Origin of the sequence: Methylibium petroleiphilum PM1, from assembly GCF_000015725.1 — a bacterium.
Taxonomy (GTDB): domain Bacteria; phylum Pseudomonadota; class Gammaproteobacteria; order Burkholderiales; family Burkholderiaceae_C; genus Methylibium; species Methylibium petroleiphilum.
The window spans coordinates 3,517,453-3,533,223 of record NC_008825.1 but is presented as its reverse complement, the minus strand read 5'-3'; the positions used below and the strand labels follow the sequence as shown (position 1 = coordinate 3,533,223).

General features: G+C 70.0%; 17 protein-coding genes and 1 pseudogene. 12 read left to right on the top strand and 6 right to left on the bottom strand.

The genetic code is table 11. The annotated features are described in order from the left end of the window. Nucleotides 1–67: 67 nt before the first annotated feature. On the bottom strand, nt 68–1,081 hold the full coding sequence (locus tag MPE_RS16795) for an IS5 family transposase (protein ID WP_011830032.1): 1,014 nt from the start codon (nt 1,079–1,081) through the stop codon (nt 68–70). A 63-nt stretch (nt 1,082–1,144) separates the two neighbouring features. Between MPE_RS16795 and MPE_RS16790 the strand changes: the two are divergent. The 10 genes and pseudogenes from MPE_RS16790 to MPE_RS16745 form a co-directional block, all read left to right on the top strand. Then, nucleotides 1,145–2,200, top strand: a pseudogene (locus MPE_RS16790) (aldehyde dehydrogenase family protein); the annotation flags it as partial. Nucleotides 2,201–2,221: 21 nt separating this feature from the next. After that, a complete protein-coding gene (gene dmpE / locus MPE_RS16785) occupies nt 2,222–3,019 on the top strand; it encodes a 2-oxopent-4-enoate hydratase (protein ID WP_041930256.1) in 798 nt (265 codons plus the stop codon). After that, nucleotides 3,016–3,810, top strand: coding sequence for a 2-oxo-3-hexenedioate decarboxylase (gene dmpH, locus MPE_RS16780; protein ID WP_011830899.1), 795 nt, complete (start codon nt 3,016–3,018; stop codon nt 3,808–3,810). The genes dmpE and dmpH overlap by 4 nt, the downstream gene beginning before the upstream one ends. Further along, on the top strand, nt 3,807–4,052 hold the full coding sequence (locus MPE_RS16775; protein WP_259372586.1) for a tautomerase family protein: 246 nt from the start codon (nt 3,807–3,809) through the stop codon (nt 4,050–4,052). Before dmpH ends, MPE_RS16775 begins: the two co-directional genes overlap by 4 nt. Then, entirely contained in the window at nt 4,052–4,975 is a 924-nt protein-coding gene (locus MPE_RS16770) for an acetaldehyde dehydrogenase (acetylating) (protein WP_011830897.1), read from the top strand. The genes MPE_RS16775 and MPE_RS16770 overlap by 1 nt, the downstream gene beginning before the upstream one ends. Further along, complete coding sequence (dmpG, locus tag MPE_RS16765; RefSeq protein WP_011830896.1) at nt 4,975–6,051, top strand: 4-hydroxy-2-oxovalerate aldolase; 1,077 nt, start codon at nt 4,975–4,977, stop codon at nt 6,049–6,051. Before MPE_RS16770 ends, dmpG begins: the two co-directional genes overlap by 1 nt. Nucleotides 6,052–6,064: 13 nt before the next feature. Next, nucleotides 6,065–6,823 (top strand): SDR family oxidoreductase, encoded by a 759-nt coding sequence (locus MPE_RS16760; RefSeq protein WP_011830895.1) that lies wholly within the window; start codon nt 6,065–6,067, stop codon nt 6,821–6,823. A gap of 19 nt (nt 6,824–6,842) precedes the next feature. Next, complete coding sequence (locus MPE_RS16755) at nt 6,843–7,280, top strand: tautomerase family protein (protein ID WP_041929734.1); 438 nt, start codon at nt 6,843–6,845, stop codon at nt 7,278–7,280. 14 nt (nt 7,281–7,294) lie between these two features. Next, a complete protein-coding gene (locus MPE_RS16750) occupies nt 7,295–8,008 on the top strand; it encodes an NAD(P)H-dependent oxidoreductase (RefSeq protein ID WP_011830893.1) in 714 nt (237 codons plus the stop codon). 108 nt (nt 8,009–8,116) lie between these two features. Next, nucleotides 8,117–9,016: a LysR family transcriptional regulator gene (locus MPE_RS16745; RefSeq protein WP_041929733.1), complete on the top strand. Its 900-nt coding sequence runs from the start codon at nt 8,117–8,119 to the stop codon at nt 9,014–9,016. A gap of 6 nt (nt 9,017–9,022) precedes the next feature. Here MPE_RS16745 and MPE_RS16740 read toward each other — a convergent pair whose 3' ends face one another. Beyond that, a complete protein-coding gene (locus tag MPE_RS16740; protein ID WP_011830891.1) occupies nt 9,023–9,676 on the bottom strand; it encodes a pyridoxamine 5'-phosphate oxidase family protein in 654 nt (217 codons plus the stop codon). A 463-nt stretch (nt 9,677–10,139) separates the two neighbouring features. Between MPE_RS16740 and MPE_RS16735 the strand changes: the two genes are divergently transcribed. Continuing rightward, entirely contained in the window at nt 10,140–10,418 is a 279-nt protein-coding gene (locus MPE_RS16735; protein WP_011830890.1) for a protein NO VEIN domain-containing protein, read from the top strand. A 221-nt stretch (nt 10,419–10,639) separates the two neighbouring features. On the opposite strand, the gene MPE_RS16730 is transcribed toward MPE_RS16735, so the two are convergent. Next, a complete protein-coding gene (locus tag MPE_RS16730) occupies nt 10,640–11,245 on the bottom strand; it encodes a tRNA-uridine aminocarboxypropyltransferase (protein WP_011830889.1) in 606 nt (201 codons plus the stop codon). A gap of 70 nt (nt 11,246–11,315) precedes the next feature. Continuing rightward, nucleotides 11,316–12,218, bottom strand: coding sequence for a LysR family transcriptional regulator (locus MPE_RS16725; protein WP_011830888.1), 903 nt, complete (start codon nt 12,216–12,218; stop codon nt 11,316–11,318). Nucleotides 12,219–12,374: 156 nt separating this feature from the next. On the opposite strand from MPE_RS16725, the gene MPE_RS16720 reads away from it, so the two are divergent. Beyond that, the gene (locus MPE_RS16720) at nt 12,375–12,749 is read left to right on the top strand and encodes a 2Fe-2S iron-sulfur cluster-binding protein (protein ID WP_011830887.1); all 375 of its coding nucleotides are present in this window, start codon (nt 12,375–12,377) and stop codon (nt 12,747–12,749) included. A gap of 51 nt (nt 12,750–12,800) precedes the next feature. On the opposite strand, the gene MPE_RS16715 is transcribed toward MPE_RS16720, so the two are convergent. Together MPE_RS16715 and MPE_RS16710 are read right to left on the bottom strand one after the other, a co-directional pair. Continuing rightward, the gene (locus tag MPE_RS16715; protein WP_011830886.1) at nt 12,801–13,736 is read right to left on the bottom strand and encodes a catechol 2,3-dioxygenase; all 936 of its coding nucleotides are present in this window, start codon (nt 13,734–13,736) and stop codon (nt 12,801–12,803) included. A gap of 184 nt (nt 13,737–13,920) precedes the next feature. Further along, entirely contained in the window at nt 13,921–15,684 is a 1,764-nt protein-coding gene (locus MPE_RS16710; protein WP_011830885.1) for a sigma-54-dependent Fis family transcriptional regulator, read from the bottom strand. Between the last annotated feature and the right edge of the window lie 87 nt (nt 15,685–15,771).

The following is a 15,771-nucleotide window of genomic DNA, read 5'->3' as shown; positions in this document are numbered from 1 at the left end:
CGTGAACTCAGAAGTGGCACCGATGAGCCCCTTCTGCGGCACTTCGAGGCCGCTCTCAGGCCCCCGTTCATGCAGCAGACGCACTGAGGCCTTGGGCCAGCAATCGGCGCCGGGCGATGTACAAGTTGGCCAGCGCAGCGTGCGCCTTCGCGCGAGCTTCGTTCTTGGAGATCCCGCGGTAGCTGACCTTGCGGTAGCCGAACAGGTTCTTGATGACGTGGAACGGGTGTTCGACGATGGCCCGCACCTGAGCCTTGCGCCGTTCGAACCACTCGTGCATCGCCTTGGCCGGCCCTTCGGGCATGGCCTTGAGTTGGCCGCGCTTCATGGCGATACGCCAATCCATGTCCTGGCGCAGCCTGCCCTCTTCCTGCGCCGTCGTGATCTCGTCTCGCCTCTGGATGCCGGTGTAGCCGCTGTCGCCGTGAACTTGGCTCTCCTGGCCATGCAGCAGTTCGTGCGCGTGCGCCACGTCAGCCTCGTTGGCCGCGGTGCAGACCACGCTGTGGATCAGACCCGACTCGGCATCCACGCCCGAGTGCATCTTCATCCCGAAGTGCCACTGGTTCCCCTTCTTGGTCTGGTGCATCTCGGGGTCGCGCTTGCCGTCCTCGTTCTTCGTCGAACTTGGCGCGGCAATGATGGTGGCGTCCACCACCGTGCCCTGGCGCATCAGCAGCCCACGCTCGGTGAGGTGCGCGTTGACCTCGGCCAGGATGGCCGACGTCAAGTCGTGCTGCTCGAGCAGGCGGCGGAACTTCAGCAGCGTTGTGGCGTCGGGTACGTTCTCCCGCCCAAGGTCGATGCCGATGAACTCGCGCATGGCCTGGCTGTCGTACAGCGCGTCTTCCAGTGCCTCGTCGGCCAGCGTGTACCACTGCTGCAGGAAGTACATGCGCAGCATCCGCGGCACGCCAATCGGCGGTCGGCCCACCTTGCCGCTCTTCGGGTAGTGCGGCTCGATCAGCGCCTCAAGCCGCGCCCACGGAACCACCACGTTCATCTCGGCCAGGAAGCGCTCCCGGCGCGTCTGGCGCTTCTTGCCGGCGTACTCGGCAGTGGCAAAACTCGTCTGCTTCATGGCAGCATCATCGCCGCTGAATTCGCCGCACGCCATCGTGGCCTGCACGGATAAATCAGTGCTTCCCTGAACTACGCGATCCGCAAGCCCAAGGGCGTGATCGCGGTGGTCTGCCCGTGGAACGCGCCCTTCCTGCTGATGACCTGGAAGGTCGGCCCGGCGCTGGCCTGCGGCAACACGGTGGTGGTCAAGCCCTCGGAAGAGACGCCGCTGTCCGCCACGCTGCTCGGCGAGGTGATGAACACGGTCGGCGTGCCGCCGGGCGTCTACAACGTCGTGCACGGCTTCGGCCCCGGCGCCGCGGGCGAGTTCCTGACCCGCCACGACGGCGTGGACGCCATCACCTTCACCGGCGAGACGCGCACCGGCACCGCCATCATGAAGGCCGCCGCCGTCGGCATCCGCGACGTGTCCTTCGAGCTCGGCGGCAAGAACGCCGGCATCGTGTTCGCCGATGCCGACTTCGACGCCGCGGTCGACGGCATCTTCCGCTCGGCCTTCATGAACACCGGCCAGGTCTGCCTGGGCACCGAGCGGGTCTACGTCGAGCGACCGCTTTTCGATCGTTTCGTGCAGGCGCTCAAGCTGCGCTGCGAGGCGGTGAAGTTCGGCCGCCCCAGCGATCCGGGCGCCAACTACGGGCCGCTGATCAGCCAGGAGCACCGCCGCAAGGTGCTGTCGTACTACGAGCGCGCGGTCGCCGAGGGCGCCACCGTCGTGACTGGCGGCGGCGTGCCGCCGATGCCGGCCGAACTGGCCGACGGCGCCTGGGTCCAGCCGACCCTCTGGACCGGCCTGCCCGAGACCGCCAGCGTGGTGCGCGAGGAGATCTTCGGCCCCTGCTGCCACGTCCGGCCGTTCGACAGCGAGGACGAGGTGGTGGTGCTGGCCAACGCCAACCGCTACGGCCTGTCGACCACGCTGTGGACGCGCGACCTGGCCCGCGCCCACCGCGTGGCGGCCGCCATCGAGGTGGGCATCACCTGGGTCAACAGCTGGTTCCTGCGCGACCTGCGCACGGCGTTCGGCGGCTCGAAGCAGTCGGGCATCGGCCGCGAAGGGGGCGTGCACTCGCTGGAGTTCTACACCGACCTGCGCAACGTCTGCATCAAGCTCTGAGGCGGCCGCGACAGCACCATGATGAACAACGAAACCATCGAACGCTACGGTGACGAGCTGTACGAGGCGCTGCTCGCGCGCCGCGTCGTCGCGCCGCTGCTGGAGCGCGAACCGCAGATCCGCGTCGAGGACGCCTACCGCATCCAGCAGCGCATGGTGGCGCGCCGCGTGGCGGCCGGCGAGCGCGTGGTCGGCAAGAAGATCGGCGTGACCAGCAAGCCGGTGCAGGACTTCCTGGGCGTCTACGAACCCGACTTCGGCCAGCTCACCTCGGGCATGGCGCGCAGCGAGGCCGAGGGCGTGGACCTCGGCGCGCTGATCCAGCCCAAGGCCGAGGCCGAACTGGCCTTCGTGCTGGAGCGCGACCTGGTCGGGCCGGGCGTGACCGCCGCCGACGTGATCCGCGCCACCGCCTATGTCAGTCCCTGCTTCGAGATCGTTGATTCGCGCATCCGCGACTGGAAGATCAAGATCCAGGACACGGTGGCCGACAACGCCTCCTGCGGCGTCTACCTCATCGGTGAGGCCAAGGCCCACCCGCGCCAGCTCGACGTCGCGCTGGCCGGCATGGTGCTCGAGAAGAACGGCGAACTGCACTCCACCGGCGTCGGTGCCGCGGTGCAGGGCTCGCCGGTGCATGCGGTGGCCTGGCTGGCCAACACGCTGGGCGCGCTGGGGTTGCCGTTTCGCGCGGGCGAGGTGATCCTGTCCGGCTCGCAGTCGGCGCTGGTGCCGGTGACCGACGGCGACGAGCTGGTGTGCACCATCGGTGGCCTGGGCACCTGCCGCGCGCGTTTCCATGGAAGGAGTGCCCTGTGACCCTCACGCTGAGCCGCTCGGACATCGAGCGCCTGGCCGATCGCGTGGAGGCGGCGCAGGACAACGCCCGCGCGATCCCCAAGCTGACCGACGACTTCCCGCGGATGGGCCTGGCCGACGGCTACGCGGTGCAGTCCGAGCTGCGCCGCCGCCGCATCCGGCAGGGCCACCGGCTGGTCGGCTGGAAGGCCGGCCTCACCTCCAAGGCCAAGATGCTGCAGATGGGCGTGGACGTGCCGTCGATCGGCTTCCTGATGTCGAACATGGCCCGCACCGACAACGCCCAGGTGCGCACCGACGACCTGGTGCACCCGCGCGTCGAGTGCGAGGTGGCCTTCGTGACCAAGAAGGACCTGCACGGGCCCGACTGCACGCGCGACGAGGTGCTGGCCGCGACCGACTTCGTGCTGCCGGCCATCGAGGTGATCGACTCGCGCTTCGCCGGCTTCAAGTTCGACCTGCCGAGCGTGGTGGCCGACAACGGTTCGTCGGCGCGCTTCGTCACCGGCGCCCGGGCGCGCGACGTGGCCGACCTCGACCTGCGCACGCTCGGCGTGGTGTTCGAGAAGAACGGCGTCTCGATCGGCATGGGCGCCACGGCCGCCGTGCTGGGCCATCCCGCCGAGGCGGTGGCGATGCTGGTGCGCGTGCTGGCCGAGCTCGACGAACCGCTGCCGGCCGGCAGCTTCGTGATGAGCGGCGGCATCACCGAGGCGGTGGCCGTGACGGCGGGGGACCACGTCGTCGCGCGCTACCAGGACCTCGGCAGCGTGTCGGTCCGCTTCATCTGAAGAAACTACGGCGAAGGAGTTCCATCATGCCCATCATCCAGATGAACCTGCTCGAAGGCCGCACGGTCGAGCAGAAGCGCAACGCGGTCGCGGCCATCACCGAGGCGGTGGTGCGCACGCTGGACGTGCGGCCCGACCAGGTGCGCATCCTGATCAACGAACTCGGCGTCGAGCACTTCTCGGTCGCCGGCCAGACCGCGGCCATGCGTCAGGCCGCCGCCGCGAACGCGAAGGACCTGTGATGGCGACGAAGAAGATCCGCTGTGCCCTGATCGGCTCCGGCAACATCGGCACCGACCTGATCTACAAGTTGAAGCGCAGCGCGGTGCTGGAGCCGGTGTGGATGGTCGGCATCGACGCCGCCTCCGAAGGCCTGCAGCGCGCCCGCGACCTGGGCCTGAAGACCACCGCCGAGGGCGTGGACGGCCTGCTGCCGCATGTGAAGGCCGACGGCATCCAGATCGCCTTCGACGCCACCAGCGCCTACGTGCACCCCGAGAACTCGCGCAAGCTCAATGCGCTGGGCGTGCTGATGGTCGACCTCACGCCCGCGGCGGTGGGCCCGCTGTGCGTGCCGCCGGTCAACCTGCGCGAGCATGCCGCCAAGCTGGAGATGAACGTCAACATGATCTCCTGCGCCGGCCAGGCCACCATCCCCATCGTGTATGCCGTTTCGCGCGTGCAGCCGGTCGACTACGCCGAGATCGTGGCCAGCCTCGCCTCCAAGTCCATCGGCCCGGGCACCCGCGCCAACCTCGACGAGTTCACCTACACCACCTCCGACGCGCTGGTGCGCGTGGGCGGCGCGCGGCGCGGCAAGGCGCTGGCGGTCATCAACCCGGCCGAGCCGCCGATGATCATGCGCAACACCATCAACTGCCTGACCGACGACGAGCCGCAGCAGGCCCGCATCATCGACTCGGTGCTGTCGATGATCGAGGAGGTGCAGCAGTACGTGCCCGGCTACAAGCTGGTCAACGGCCCGGTGTTCGACGGCAGGCGCGTCAGCGTCTTCATGCAGGTGGCCGGCCTCGGTGACTACCTGCCCACCTATGCCGGCAACCTGGACATCATGACCGCTGCGGCCTGCCGCACCGCGGAGATGTTCGCCGAGGAGATCCTCGCCGGCACGCTGCAACTCACCCCCGTGAAGGAGGCTGCCTGATGAGCGCCACACGTTCGATGGAACCCGACCTGCGTGGCCGCAAGGTCCTGCTGCACGACATGTGCCTGCGCGACGGCATGCATGCCAAGCGCGAGCAGATCCCGGTGGAGCAGATGGTCAAGGTGGCGATGGCACTCGACGCCGCCGGCGTGCCGCTGATCCAGGTGACGCACGGCGCCGGACTGGGCGGCAACTCGCTGCAGCACGGCTTCGCGCTGGCCAGCAACGAGGCCTACCTCAGCGCCGTGGCGCCGAAGATGAAGCAGGCCAAGGTCTCGGTGCTGCTGATCCCCGGCCTGGGCACGATGCGCGAGCTGCAGTCGGCCTACAACTGCGGCGCGCGCAGCGTCACCGTGGCCACCCACTGCACCGAGGCCGACACCGCGCCGCAGCACATCGCCTACGCGCGCAAGCTCGGCATGGACACGGTGGGCTTCCTGATGATGGCGCACCTGAACGACCCGGAAGGGCTCGCGAAGCAGGGCAAGCTGATGGAGGACTACGGCGCGCAGACCGTCTACGTGACCGACTCCGCCGGCTACATGCTGCCGGCCGACGTGCGCGCCCGCGTGGCCGCACTGCGCGCGGTGCTGAAGCCCGAGACCGAGATCGGCTTCCACGGCCACCACAACCTGGGCATGGGCATCGCCAACTCCATCGCCGCCATCGAGGAGGGCGCGAGCCGCATCGACGGCTCGGTGGCCGGGCTGGGTGCCGGCGCCGGCAACACGCCGCTGGAGGTGTTCCTCGCGGTCTGCGACCGCATGGGCATCGAGACCGGTGTCGATCTCTTCAAGCTGATGGACGTGGCCGAGGACGTGATCGTGCCGATGATGGACCACCTGGTGCGCGTGGACCGCGAGTCGCTGACGCTGGGCTTCGCCGGCGTGTACTCCACCTTCCTGCTGCACGCCAAGCGCGCGGCGGCGCGCTTCGGCGTGCCGGCGCGCGAGATCCTGGTCGAGCTGGGCCGCCGCAAGATGATCGGCGGCCAGGAAGACATGATCGAGGACACCGCGATGAGCATGGCCAAGGAACGCGGCCTGCTGAAGGACGTGAGCCGCAAGGCCGCTTGAGGAGGACAGGAACGTGAGCCAGAAACCCAAGGACATCGCCGTCGTCGTGGGCGCCACCGGCGCGATGGGCGCCGTGATCAGCCGGCGCCTCGCCGCCGAAGGCCTGAGCGTGCTCGCCGTGGCCCGCAAGGCCGACGCGCTGGCCTCGCTGGTGGACACCACGCCCGGCGTGCGGCCCTGCGTGGCCGACATCTCCAATGACTCGTCCATCGACGCCATCCAGGCCGCGCTCGACGCACCGGTGCGCATGGTGGTGCACGGCCCCGGCGTGGCCACCGCGGGCGGCGTGCTGGTCGCGCCGACCGCGGCGGTGGTGGACGCGGTGAACATCAAGGTCGGCGGCATGATCCGGCTGGTGCGTGCGGTCGACGGCAAGCTGGTGCGCGGCTCGCGGCTGGTGGCCATCGGCGGGCACTACGGTTCCGAGCCCAACCCCTGGGCCGCGACCGCCGGCGTGGGCAACGCGGCGCTGACCAACCTGATGCGCCAGTATTCGTGGGCCTACGGCGCGCGCGGCGTGACGGCGCATGTGGTGCAGCCCGGCCCGGCCGACACCGACCGGCTGCGCCGCATCGCCGCCGACCGCGCGGCGCGCGGCGGCATCACCCTCGAGGCGGCGCTGGACGAGTACCGCGCCGAATCGGCCCTCGGCGCACTCACCACGCCCGAGCAGGTGGCCTGGGCCATCGCGCTGCTGCTCGCGCCCGAGGCCGATGCGCTGGCCGGCAGCACCCTCTTCATGGACGCCGGCCGCCGCAAGGGCATGGCCTGACGCCGAACGCCGCTCCGCCATGCCCATCCTCGAATACCGCCTCACCGCCGGCCGCCACAGCGACGACCAGATCGGCGAACTGTTGCTCGCCTCCGCACGGCTCTATGCCGAGGTGCTGAAGAGCCCGCTGGACCGCGTGCGCGTCACCGCCACGCTGCACCAGCCGCAGCATGCGGTGGTGGCCGGCCGGCTGGTCAGCGACGGCGCCCCGTCGGCACCGTTCTTCCATTTCCTGGTGCTCGAAGGCCGGCCGCTCGACGAGTGCCAGGCGCTGATCGCCGGCTTCACCGACCTGGTGGTCAGCATCCTCGGCGTGGACCGCAGCCTGGTGCGCGGCGGCTGCTGGCCGATCCCGCCGCAGCTCTGGGGCATCGCCGGCACGCCGGCCAGCGTGATGCGGGCGCAGGAGGTGGCCGCGCGTGCCGCGGCGGCCGCGGCCGCGGCGCCGGGCGCCTGAGCGCGCCGCGCGCGATGAACGTCTTCATCGTCCACGCCCACCCGGAGCCGCGCTCGTTCAGCAGCGCGCTGTGCTGGACGGCCACCGAGCAGCTCCGCGCGCTGGGCCACGAGGTGCGGGTGTCCGACCTGTACGCCGACGGCTTCGACCCGGTGGCGAGCGCGGCCGACTTCGGCGCACGCAAGAACCCCGACTACCTGGTCTATGCGCTCGAGCAGCGCCACGGCTACGAGGCCGGCACGCTGGCCGAGGACATCCGCGGCGAAGTGGCCAAGCTGCTGTGGTGCGACCTGCTGATCCTGAACTTCCCGGTCTTCTGGTTCGCGCCGCCGGCCATGCTCAAGGGCTGGATCGACCGCGTGCTGATCTCCGGCCTCACCTACGGCGGCACGCGCTTCTACGACCGCGGCGGCCTCGTCGGCAAGCGCGCGATGGTCAGCCTGACGCTGGGCGGGCGACCGCACATGTTCGGCCCCGACGCGATCCACGGCCCGCTCGACGACATGCTGCGGCCGCTGCTGCGCGGCACGCTGGCCTACACCGGCCTCACGGTGCTGCCGCCCTTCGTGGGCTGGCACGTGCCCTACATCAGCGAGGCCGAGCGCGCGCAGATCCTGGTCGACTACCGGCGTCACCTGACCCGCCTGGACACGCTGGCCCCGCTGCGCTTTCCCAGCCTGGACGACTTCGACGCGAAGCTGCACCCGAAGGTGGCGAGCCACGTCTGAGGGGACGGCTGCGCCGTCCGGGCCGAATGCACTCCCGACGGTCCGGCGCAACGCTTGCGTGGAGAATCGCCGAGCCACCTCCGGCGGACTTTCCGAACGCGCAACGACATGGATCGCCTGCAGGCCATGACCACCTTCGTCGCTGTCGTCGACAGCGGCGGCTTCGCCAGTGCGGCGCGCAAGCTCAACCTGTCGCCGCCGGTCGTGACGCGCGCCGTGGCCGAGCTCGAGGAGCGGCTGGGCCTGCGGCTGCTGACGCGGACCACGCGCGTCGTCCGCGTGACCGATGCCGGAGCGCGCTTCGCGGAGGACTGCCGCCGCATCCTGGCCGACATCGACGAGGCCGAGATCACCGCCACCGGCACCCACGCCACGCCGCGGGGCACGCTCACGCTCACGGCGCCGGTGCTGTTCGGGCAGCTCTACGTGACGCCCATCCTCGTCAGCTACCTGCAGCGCTTTCCGGAAGTGGAGGCCCAGTGCCTGTTCCTCGACCGGGTCGTCAACGTCGTCGAGGAGGGGATCGACGTCGCGGTGCGCATCGGCGAGCTTCCCGATTCATCCCTGCAGGCGGTTCGCGTGGGACGCGTCAGCCGCGTGCTGGTGGCGGCCCCGGCCTACCTGCAGGCGCAGGGCACGCCCCGGCGCCCGGAAGACCTGGCCGACCACACCCTCGTGTCCGCGGCCGGGGTGAACCCGGTGTCGGAATGGCGATTCAACAACGCGGGCAAGGTCCTCATGCAGCGCGTGCAGCCTCGCATGCGCACGGTCACGAACGACTCCGCCATCGCGGCCACCCTGGCGGGTCTGGGCATCACGCGGCTGTTGAGCTACCAGGTCGCAGCGCATCTGCGCAGCGGCGCGCTGCAGGTCGTGCTCGAGGCGTTCGAGCCGAACCCGCTGCCGGTGCACGTCGTCCACCACGAGGGGCGGCGCGCGACGCAGAAGGTGCGCGCCTTCGTCGACCTGGCCGTCGATCGGCTGCGCGGCGATCCGGCGTTGCACTGACGCGGCTCACGACGGCTGCGGCGGGCTGGCCGCGGTGTCGCCGCCGGGGCCGGCCAAGGCCGCGAGCCGGGCTTCCAGCGCGGCGATGCGCTGGTCCCGTTCGTCGAGTGCGCGCTGCACGTCTTCCGCATCGAAGCGGACCGGGATGTGCTGCGGGCAGTTCCAGTCGTAGCCCTCGACGGTGACGACCATGGCGCGTTGCGGCCGCGCCTGATAGGCCGGGTCGATCAGGGCCTTGGCCAGCGCATCGTCGGGCGCCAGGTCCTTCACCGCCAAGCGACCGAGCAGCTTCAGGCGCACGCGCCGCGCGTAGTCCATCAGGATCAGCGAGACACGGTCGTTCACGGCCAGGTTGCCCACGCTGATGAGCTGCCGGTTGCCGGCGTAGTCGGCGAACGCCAGCGTTCGGTCGTCCAGTGCCTTCAGGAAGCCTTTCGGGCCACCTCGGTGCTGCACATAGGGCCAGCCGGTCTCGGACACGGTGGCCAGGTAGAAGCTGCGCTGCGCGGCAATGAACTCGAGCTCCGCCTCGCCCAGGCGATCATGGGACGCCGGGGCGTCGCCTTCGAAGCTACGCGCATAGCCGGCCCGGCTGCCGTCGCGCTGCTGCGCGGCCTTGACGGACGGTGTGAAGGCGATGTCGGCAAATGCGTGGGACATGACGGGCTCCTCGGGCTGATGCGCTGCAAGGGCTGCGCATGACCGTCACTGTGGCCGAATCGTCCTCACGGCGGAATCGCCGCAGAAGCCAAGTCAGTGTTTCGCGTCCTGAAAGAAAGGGCCGCGCGCCGGCTGCGACGCGACCCGTTCGCGGGCTACGAGGCAGCGTGCGCCTCCCACTCGAACAGCACGTCCTGTGCGCCCTGCTTCGAATTAGGACGGGCTGATCACCGGGATGGTATGCAGCGGGGAGACTTGCACTGACCGCTCTGGGCACTCGCCGTCCGTTGGCCGTGATGCGCTGAGCTGCGGCTTTGCAGCGCTTGCTGTCCCTGGTTTCCGCCGGACGTAATCACACTGTCCGTCGTCAGGCAGCCGTTGGCACGAACGCAAAGCGCCAACTTCACCGGCTGCTTTACGAGATGCTGCAGCCGTATCGCTCTCCGGCCCGGGTCGGCATCAGTTGACCATCGAGGTAAAGACCTCGACGCAAGGCACTTCTGGATTTGCCATGCTCACCCGCAACGAGTGGGAAATGGCTATGGAATCAGAGCGCCACGCCTTTTATTTTTGGAATCTGCGAGACCCATTAAAACCCAAGCTTGCCATCGTCAGTAGCGAGACCATGCTCAATCACATGCCACAAGATCAGGGCATGGGGCAGTGGGATTGCACCAAGGTTCCGTTTTCTGCGTTCACGGAACAGTTCGCCTCGCTTGACAGGAACAAGTCGCCTATTTGAATAGTAGAACCCTGCTGCCCGCGTGTGACGAAGATGCCGAGTATCGAGGCTGTCCGCTGTCCCCTTTCGTCGGTATTGCGGGCATACCGGCCCTGGCCCGTCGAACGGCCGGTGACGAACGCCGCCGCCGCTCAGGATGTCAACATCGAGTGACTCAGTTCAGTCTCAAGCCGCCCTTCACTGGCGCTCCGCTGGAGTATTGGGCGCCGCTCGGCCCAAGGTCACACGAGGCCCTGCCGCGCCGCCACACCAGCGACGAAGCAGCCAAACGCATCCAGCAGCGGCGCAGCGTCGAAGCTCGGGCCTTCCAACATCGCCAGCGCCTGCACGGTGGCTTCCAGCGTCGAGACCTGGTCGGCCCGCCGCGCAGCGCGGATGGTGCGGTACCGCGTGGGCGCCGGTGCCTCCAGCGGCAGCCGCGGCAGCGCCGCCAGGGCCGGGTGCTCCAGCAGCATCCGCAGGCTCTTGCGCCACGTCGCGTCGATGACCACCAGCCGCAGCGGCGCGCCCGCTGGTGTTGCCGGCGCTGGCGGCGCGGGCGCGGCGGGCACGTCCGGATAGAGCAGCCGCGTCTCCCGTCCGGGGCGGTGCAGCAGGGACTGCAGCGCTTCAGGCGCGAAGCGCTCGCCGACCGCCACCTCGCAGTGCGCCAGAGACAGGCGCAGCAGCGCCACGCTGTTCTTCGCCTGGCGCTGTTCCTGCGGGTGCTGCAGCACCAGCACCTCGGTGTGGTGGCCGGTCGGGCGCGCCAGCGTGCACAGGCAGGTGGCCTGGGGGCGCAGGCAGCGCGAGCAGGCCGCGCGGCCGCGGGCGGGCGGGCCGTTCAAGCGGGAAAGGGCGCCAGCCTGTCGGCCCACCGGCGGCCTTGCCGATCGCGGCCTTCCCGCGGTCCTGCACTCACTCCCGCCGCTCCCACTTGTCGCGGTACTCCCGCACGATGCCCAGAAACGACCGCAGCAGCGGCGAGGGGTCGGTGGCGCGGTACAGGCAGCTGAGGTCGATGGTGGCCTGCGGCGCGTCGGCGAGCGGGCGGTACACCACGCGCGGCATCTGCAGCGAGGTGATGGATTCGGGGATCAGCGAGAGGCCGTAGCCGCTGGCCACCAGCGCGATGCCGGTCACCGCGTCGCCCACCTCCTGCGCGATCTGGGGCTCGAAGCCCTGCTGCTTGCACAGCTCGATCACCTTGTCGATGAAGCTCGGCCGCCCCACGTTCGGAAACAGCACCAGCGGGTGGTCGGCCAGCGCGCGGAACGGCACCGCCGCCAGCCCGGCCAGCGGGTGGCTCTCGTGCACCGCCACCAGCAGGCGCTCGGTGGTCACCAGCTCGCGGCCGATGTCGGGCAGCGGCGGCATCATGCGGTTGAAGCCCACGGTGATGCGGCGCTGCCGCAGCCCCTCGATCTGCTCGTTCTTGGTCATCGTGTGCAGCACGATGCTCACGCCCGGCAGCCGGGTGCGGAAGGCCTCCAGCAGCTCCGGGATCACGCCGTAGATGCCGGAGCCGAAGATGCCCACGTCCAGCCGGCCGAGCTTGCCTTCGCCGGCGCGCTGCACGCGGTCGATGGCGCCTTCCACCAGCATGCGGATGTTGTTGGCCTCGGTGCGGAACATCTCGCCGGCCTGCGTGAGCTCCACGCCCTTGGGCGTGCGCACGAACAGGTCGACGCCCAGCTCTTCTTCCAGCGCGCGGATCTGTCGCGTGAGCGGCGGCTGGGAGATGTGCAGCCGCGCCGCGGCGCGGCCGATGTTCAGCTCCTCAGCCACCGCCACGAAGTACTTGAGGTGTCGCAGGTCCATGAGGTGCAGGGGAAAGGTGGGGAGGGCGGCCCGACGGGTATGGCCGCCGGGCGTGAACGGTATTGGCTTTGCCTCGGGGTCTCAAGTATCTTCGCGTCGCCGCGGATCGGCGCACGCCGACCGCCGCACGGTGATAACCCTGAGAGGAGCCCCGAGGTGCCCGTCGACCCCTGTCCGTCATCGCACCGCGTCACGATTGCCGACACCGGCGAGGCCTACGCCTGCAACAGCGCCGAGACCGTGCTGGTCGGCCTGGCGCGGCTCGGCAAGCGCGGCATCCCGGTGGGCTGCCGCGGCGGCGGCTGCGGTGTGTGCAAGGTGGAGGTGGTGTCGGGCCAGTACCGCAAGCGCGTGATGAGCCGCAACCACGTGAACGCCGACGACGAGGCCTGCCACCGCGTGCTGGCCTGCTGCATCTACCCGATCAGCGACGTGGTGGTGCGCGCCATCGGGCCGATGCAGAAGTCGCTCAACCGCGGCAGTGCCGCCGCTGCATCAGCCGCCACCACGCCGGAGGCGGCCAAGGCCTGAGCGAGGCACGGTCGCCACCGCGGGGCCGCACAAGGCCCCGCATGCCCGGCCTCAGGTCACGATGGTGAGGAAGCTCTCGTGCAGCTTGCCGTTCGGGTAGTCCAGGCCGTGGCCGAAGCCGTCGTGGGTCCAGGTGATCGGTTCAACGTCCGGGTAGGGGTCGTAGCCGCCACAGAAGGTCTCGAAGCGGTTGCCCGAAGGGTCCCAGGCGTAGATGGTCTCGCCGCGCGTGGTGCCGTGGCGGGTGGGGCCGATGTCGATGGGCACGTTGTTCATGCCCATGATGTCGCCGGCGCGCAGCACGCGCTCCCAGGTCGGCATGCGGAAGCTCAGGTGGTGCAGCTTGCCCGGCTCGGGGTACTCGACGAAGGCGATGTCGTGCGTCTTGTGCGAGCACGCCAGGAAGATCGCCACCTCGGGTTCGCCCGCTTCCTTGGGGCCGAGGATGCGCTCCACCAGGTAGAAGCCCAGCACCTCGGTGAACAGCTTCTTGTTGGCGGCGATGTTGGTGCCGTACAGCAGGCAGTGGTCCAGGCGGGTGGGCGCCATGCCGCGCTCCGAGTCGGGGCCCCAGGGCGCGGGGTTCACCTGGCCGAGGCCGTTGCCCACGTGCTTCTTGTCGGCATACAGCTCGAACAGGTGGCCGGTGGGCAGCTGGAAGCGCACGCGCTCGCCGGTCTCCAGCAGGTCGCCGGCCGGCACGCGCTCGGTCTCCAGGCCGTAGGCGCGCACGTCGCGCTCCAGCTGGTCGAGCGTGGCGCGGTCCAGCACCTTGTAGCCCACGAAGTCGATGCCGGCGGTGTCGGCCTCGCGCAGCACCACGCTGTGGTGGTCGCGCTCGTCCCAGCACTTGAAGTACACGCGGCCCTGCTTGTCGGTGCCGGTCTCCACGAGGCCGATCACGTCACGATAGAACTTGCGGCTGACTTCCAGGTCGAGCACGCGCAATTGCGCGTGGCCGGGACGCAGCACTCCGGTCATTGCCATGGGGGGTCTCCTCGAGGTGGCGGTGTGCGGTGGGCTCGTGCGACGTCTCGGGCGGTCGCGGCAGCTTGTTGTTGTTGTCGAGCGGTTGCGGGGAAGTGTAGGAAGCGCTCCGCCCGGCGGTCCAATACCGATACTGGGCTGTCGCGATACCTTGTAGGTATCCGCCGGGCCCCGAGGCCGCGGCTCAGCCCTGCGGCGGCGGTGCCAGCGCGCGCAGCCGGTAGATGAGCTGCGCGCGCGTGATGCCCAGCAGCCGCGCCGCGGCGGACTGGTTGTCGTGGGTGCGCGCCATGGCGCTGCGGATCAGCGCGGCCTCGATCTGGTCGAGCGGCGCGCTGGACACGTCGCCGCTGCCGCTCAGCAGCGCCATCACGCGCTGGCCCAGCTCCTGCGGGCCGTGGGGGCCGGGTTCGCCCTCGGCCGCGGCGTCGAGCGGCGAGGGCCCGGCGTGCAGCGAGCCGTCGCGCTTGAGCGCGAGCAGGCCGCCGTCGACCTGCTCGCCGCCGAAGAACAGGTGCACGGTGTCGATGGCGCCCTGGTCGGGCGCCAGCACCACGCCGCGCTCCACCAGGTTCTCGAGCTCGCGGATGTTGCCCGGCCAGTCGTAGGCCAGCATCGCGTCGATCGCGCGGCTGGTGAAGCCGCTCACGCGCCGGCCGTCGCGCTGGTTGAACTTGTGCAGGAAGTGGTTCATGAACACCGGGATGTCCTCGCGCCGCTCGCGCAGCGGCGGCACCCGCACCGGCAGCACGTTGAGGCGGAAGAACAGGTCCTCGCGGAAGCGGCCGGCCTTGACCTCCTCGCGCAGGTTCAGGTTGCTGGCCGCCACCACGCGCACGTCGACCTTGCGCGCCTGCGTGCCGCCCACGCGCTCGACCTCGCGCTCCTGCAGCGCGCGCAGCAGCTTGCCCTGCGCGGGCCAGGCCAGGATGCCGATCTCGTCGAGGAACAGCGTGCCGCCGTCGGCGCGCTCGAAGCGGCCGGGCCGGTTGCTCACGGCGCCGGTGTAGGCGCCCTTCTCCACCCCGAACAGCTCGGCCTCCACCAGCTCTTCGGGGATGGCCGCGCAGTTGATGGCGACGAAGGGCCCGGCCGCGCGCGGGCCGATGCGGTGCAGGCTGCGCGCCAGCACCTCCTTGCCCACGCCGCTCTCGCCCTGGAACAGCACGGTGGCCTGGGTGTCGGCGGCGCGGCGGATCATGTGGCACACCGCGTTGAAGCCGGCCGACACGCCCACCACGTCCTCGCCGCCGAGCAGCGAGCGCGCCTCCGGCGCCGCCGCGGCGCCGCGGTTGGCGGCGCTCAGGCCGCTGCTCAGGCTGTCGGCCTGCAGCGAGCGCAGGTCGTCGTCGGCGTCCTCCCAGTCCTCGACCGGGCGGCCGACGATCACGCAGTGCGGTGCGCCCTGCGCGCAGCACTGCACCTCGCGGAACATCACCGGCCGGCCCATGAAGCGGCTGACGAAGCCCGAGGCATAGCCCACCTGCTGCCAGCACGCCACGTCGGTGCCGATGCCGTAGAGGCGGATGTGCTCTTCGGCCTCGGCCGAGCCGTGCCAGTTGAACTCGCCGTAGAAGCGGCCGTGCTCCTCGTTCATGTCGAGCCGCACCGGCTCGACGCGCGCCACGCCCTCCAGCATGTGCAGCTGCGGGCCGACCAGCATGGCCTCGGTGGGGTGGGTGGAGCCGCGCAGCTTGCGCGCGAGGTCGGCGTCGTGCGAGCCGGAGTTGTAGCCCACGCGCGTGATCAGGCCGCGCGCGCGATCGATGCCCAGGCTCTCGATCAGCTCCTGCCGCAGCACGCCCTGACCCGACACGTGCATCAGCAGCATGCGCTGCTCGTCGAGCCAGATGCGGCCTTCGCGCGCGTCGAAGTGGATGCGCGACACGAGGTCGTCGATCGCCGGCGTGGCGGCGCTCTTGGGGGGCGGGGTCTTGTGCGAGGCCATGGGCGGCGCTTGTAGAAATTCAAACAGTGCAGGCCGCGGATGCTAGCGGCGACCTGCATGAATTGATACACGCGTTTGAGCCGAGTG

Excerpts from the sequence above, each read along its gene's own strand:
- MPE_RS16795 (WP_011830032.1), bottom strand. The coding sequence starts at position 1,081 with ATGAAGCAGACGAGTTTTGCCACTGCCGAGTACGCCGGCAAGAAGCGC.
- dmpE (WP_041930256.1), top strand. The coding sequence starts at position 2,222 with ATGAACAACGAAACCATCGAACGCTACGGTGACGAGCTGTACGAGGCG.
- MPE_RS16770 (WP_011830897.1), top strand. The coding sequence starts at position 4,052 with ATGGCGACGAAGAAGATCCGCTGTGCCCTGATCGGCTCCGGCAACATC.
- dmpG (WP_011830896.1), top strand. The coding sequence starts at position 4,975 with ATGAGCGCCACACGTTCGATGGAACCCGACCTGCGTGGCCGCAAGGTC.
- MPE_RS16755 (WP_041929734.1), top strand. The coding sequence starts at position 6,843 with ATGCCCATCCTCGAATACCGCCTCACCGCCGGCCGCCACAGCGACGAC.
- MPE_RS16750 (WP_011830893.1), top strand. The coding sequence starts at position 7,295 with ATGAACGTCTTCATCGTCCACGCCCACCCGGAGCCGCGCTCGTTCAGC.
- MPE_RS16745 (WP_041929733.1), top strand. The coding sequence starts at position 8,117 with ATGGATCGCCTGCAGGCCATGACCACCTTCGTCGCTGTCGTCGACAGC.
- MPE_RS16740 (WP_011830891.1), bottom strand. The coding sequence starts at position 9,676 with ATGTCCCACGCATTTGCCGACATCGCCTTCACACCGTCCGTCAAGGCC.
- MPE_RS16725 (WP_011830888.1), bottom strand. The coding sequence starts at position 12,218 with ATGGACCTGCGACACCTCAAGTACTTCGTGGCGGTGGCTGAGGAGCTG.
- MPE_RS16715 (WP_011830886.1), bottom strand. The coding sequence starts at position 13,736 with ATGGCAATGACCGGAGTGCTGCGTCCCGGCCACGCGCAATTGCGCGTG.
- MPE_RS16710 (WP_011830885.1), bottom strand. The coding sequence starts at position 15,684 with ATGGCCTCGCACAAGACCCCGCCCCCCAAGAGCGCCGCCACGCCGGCG.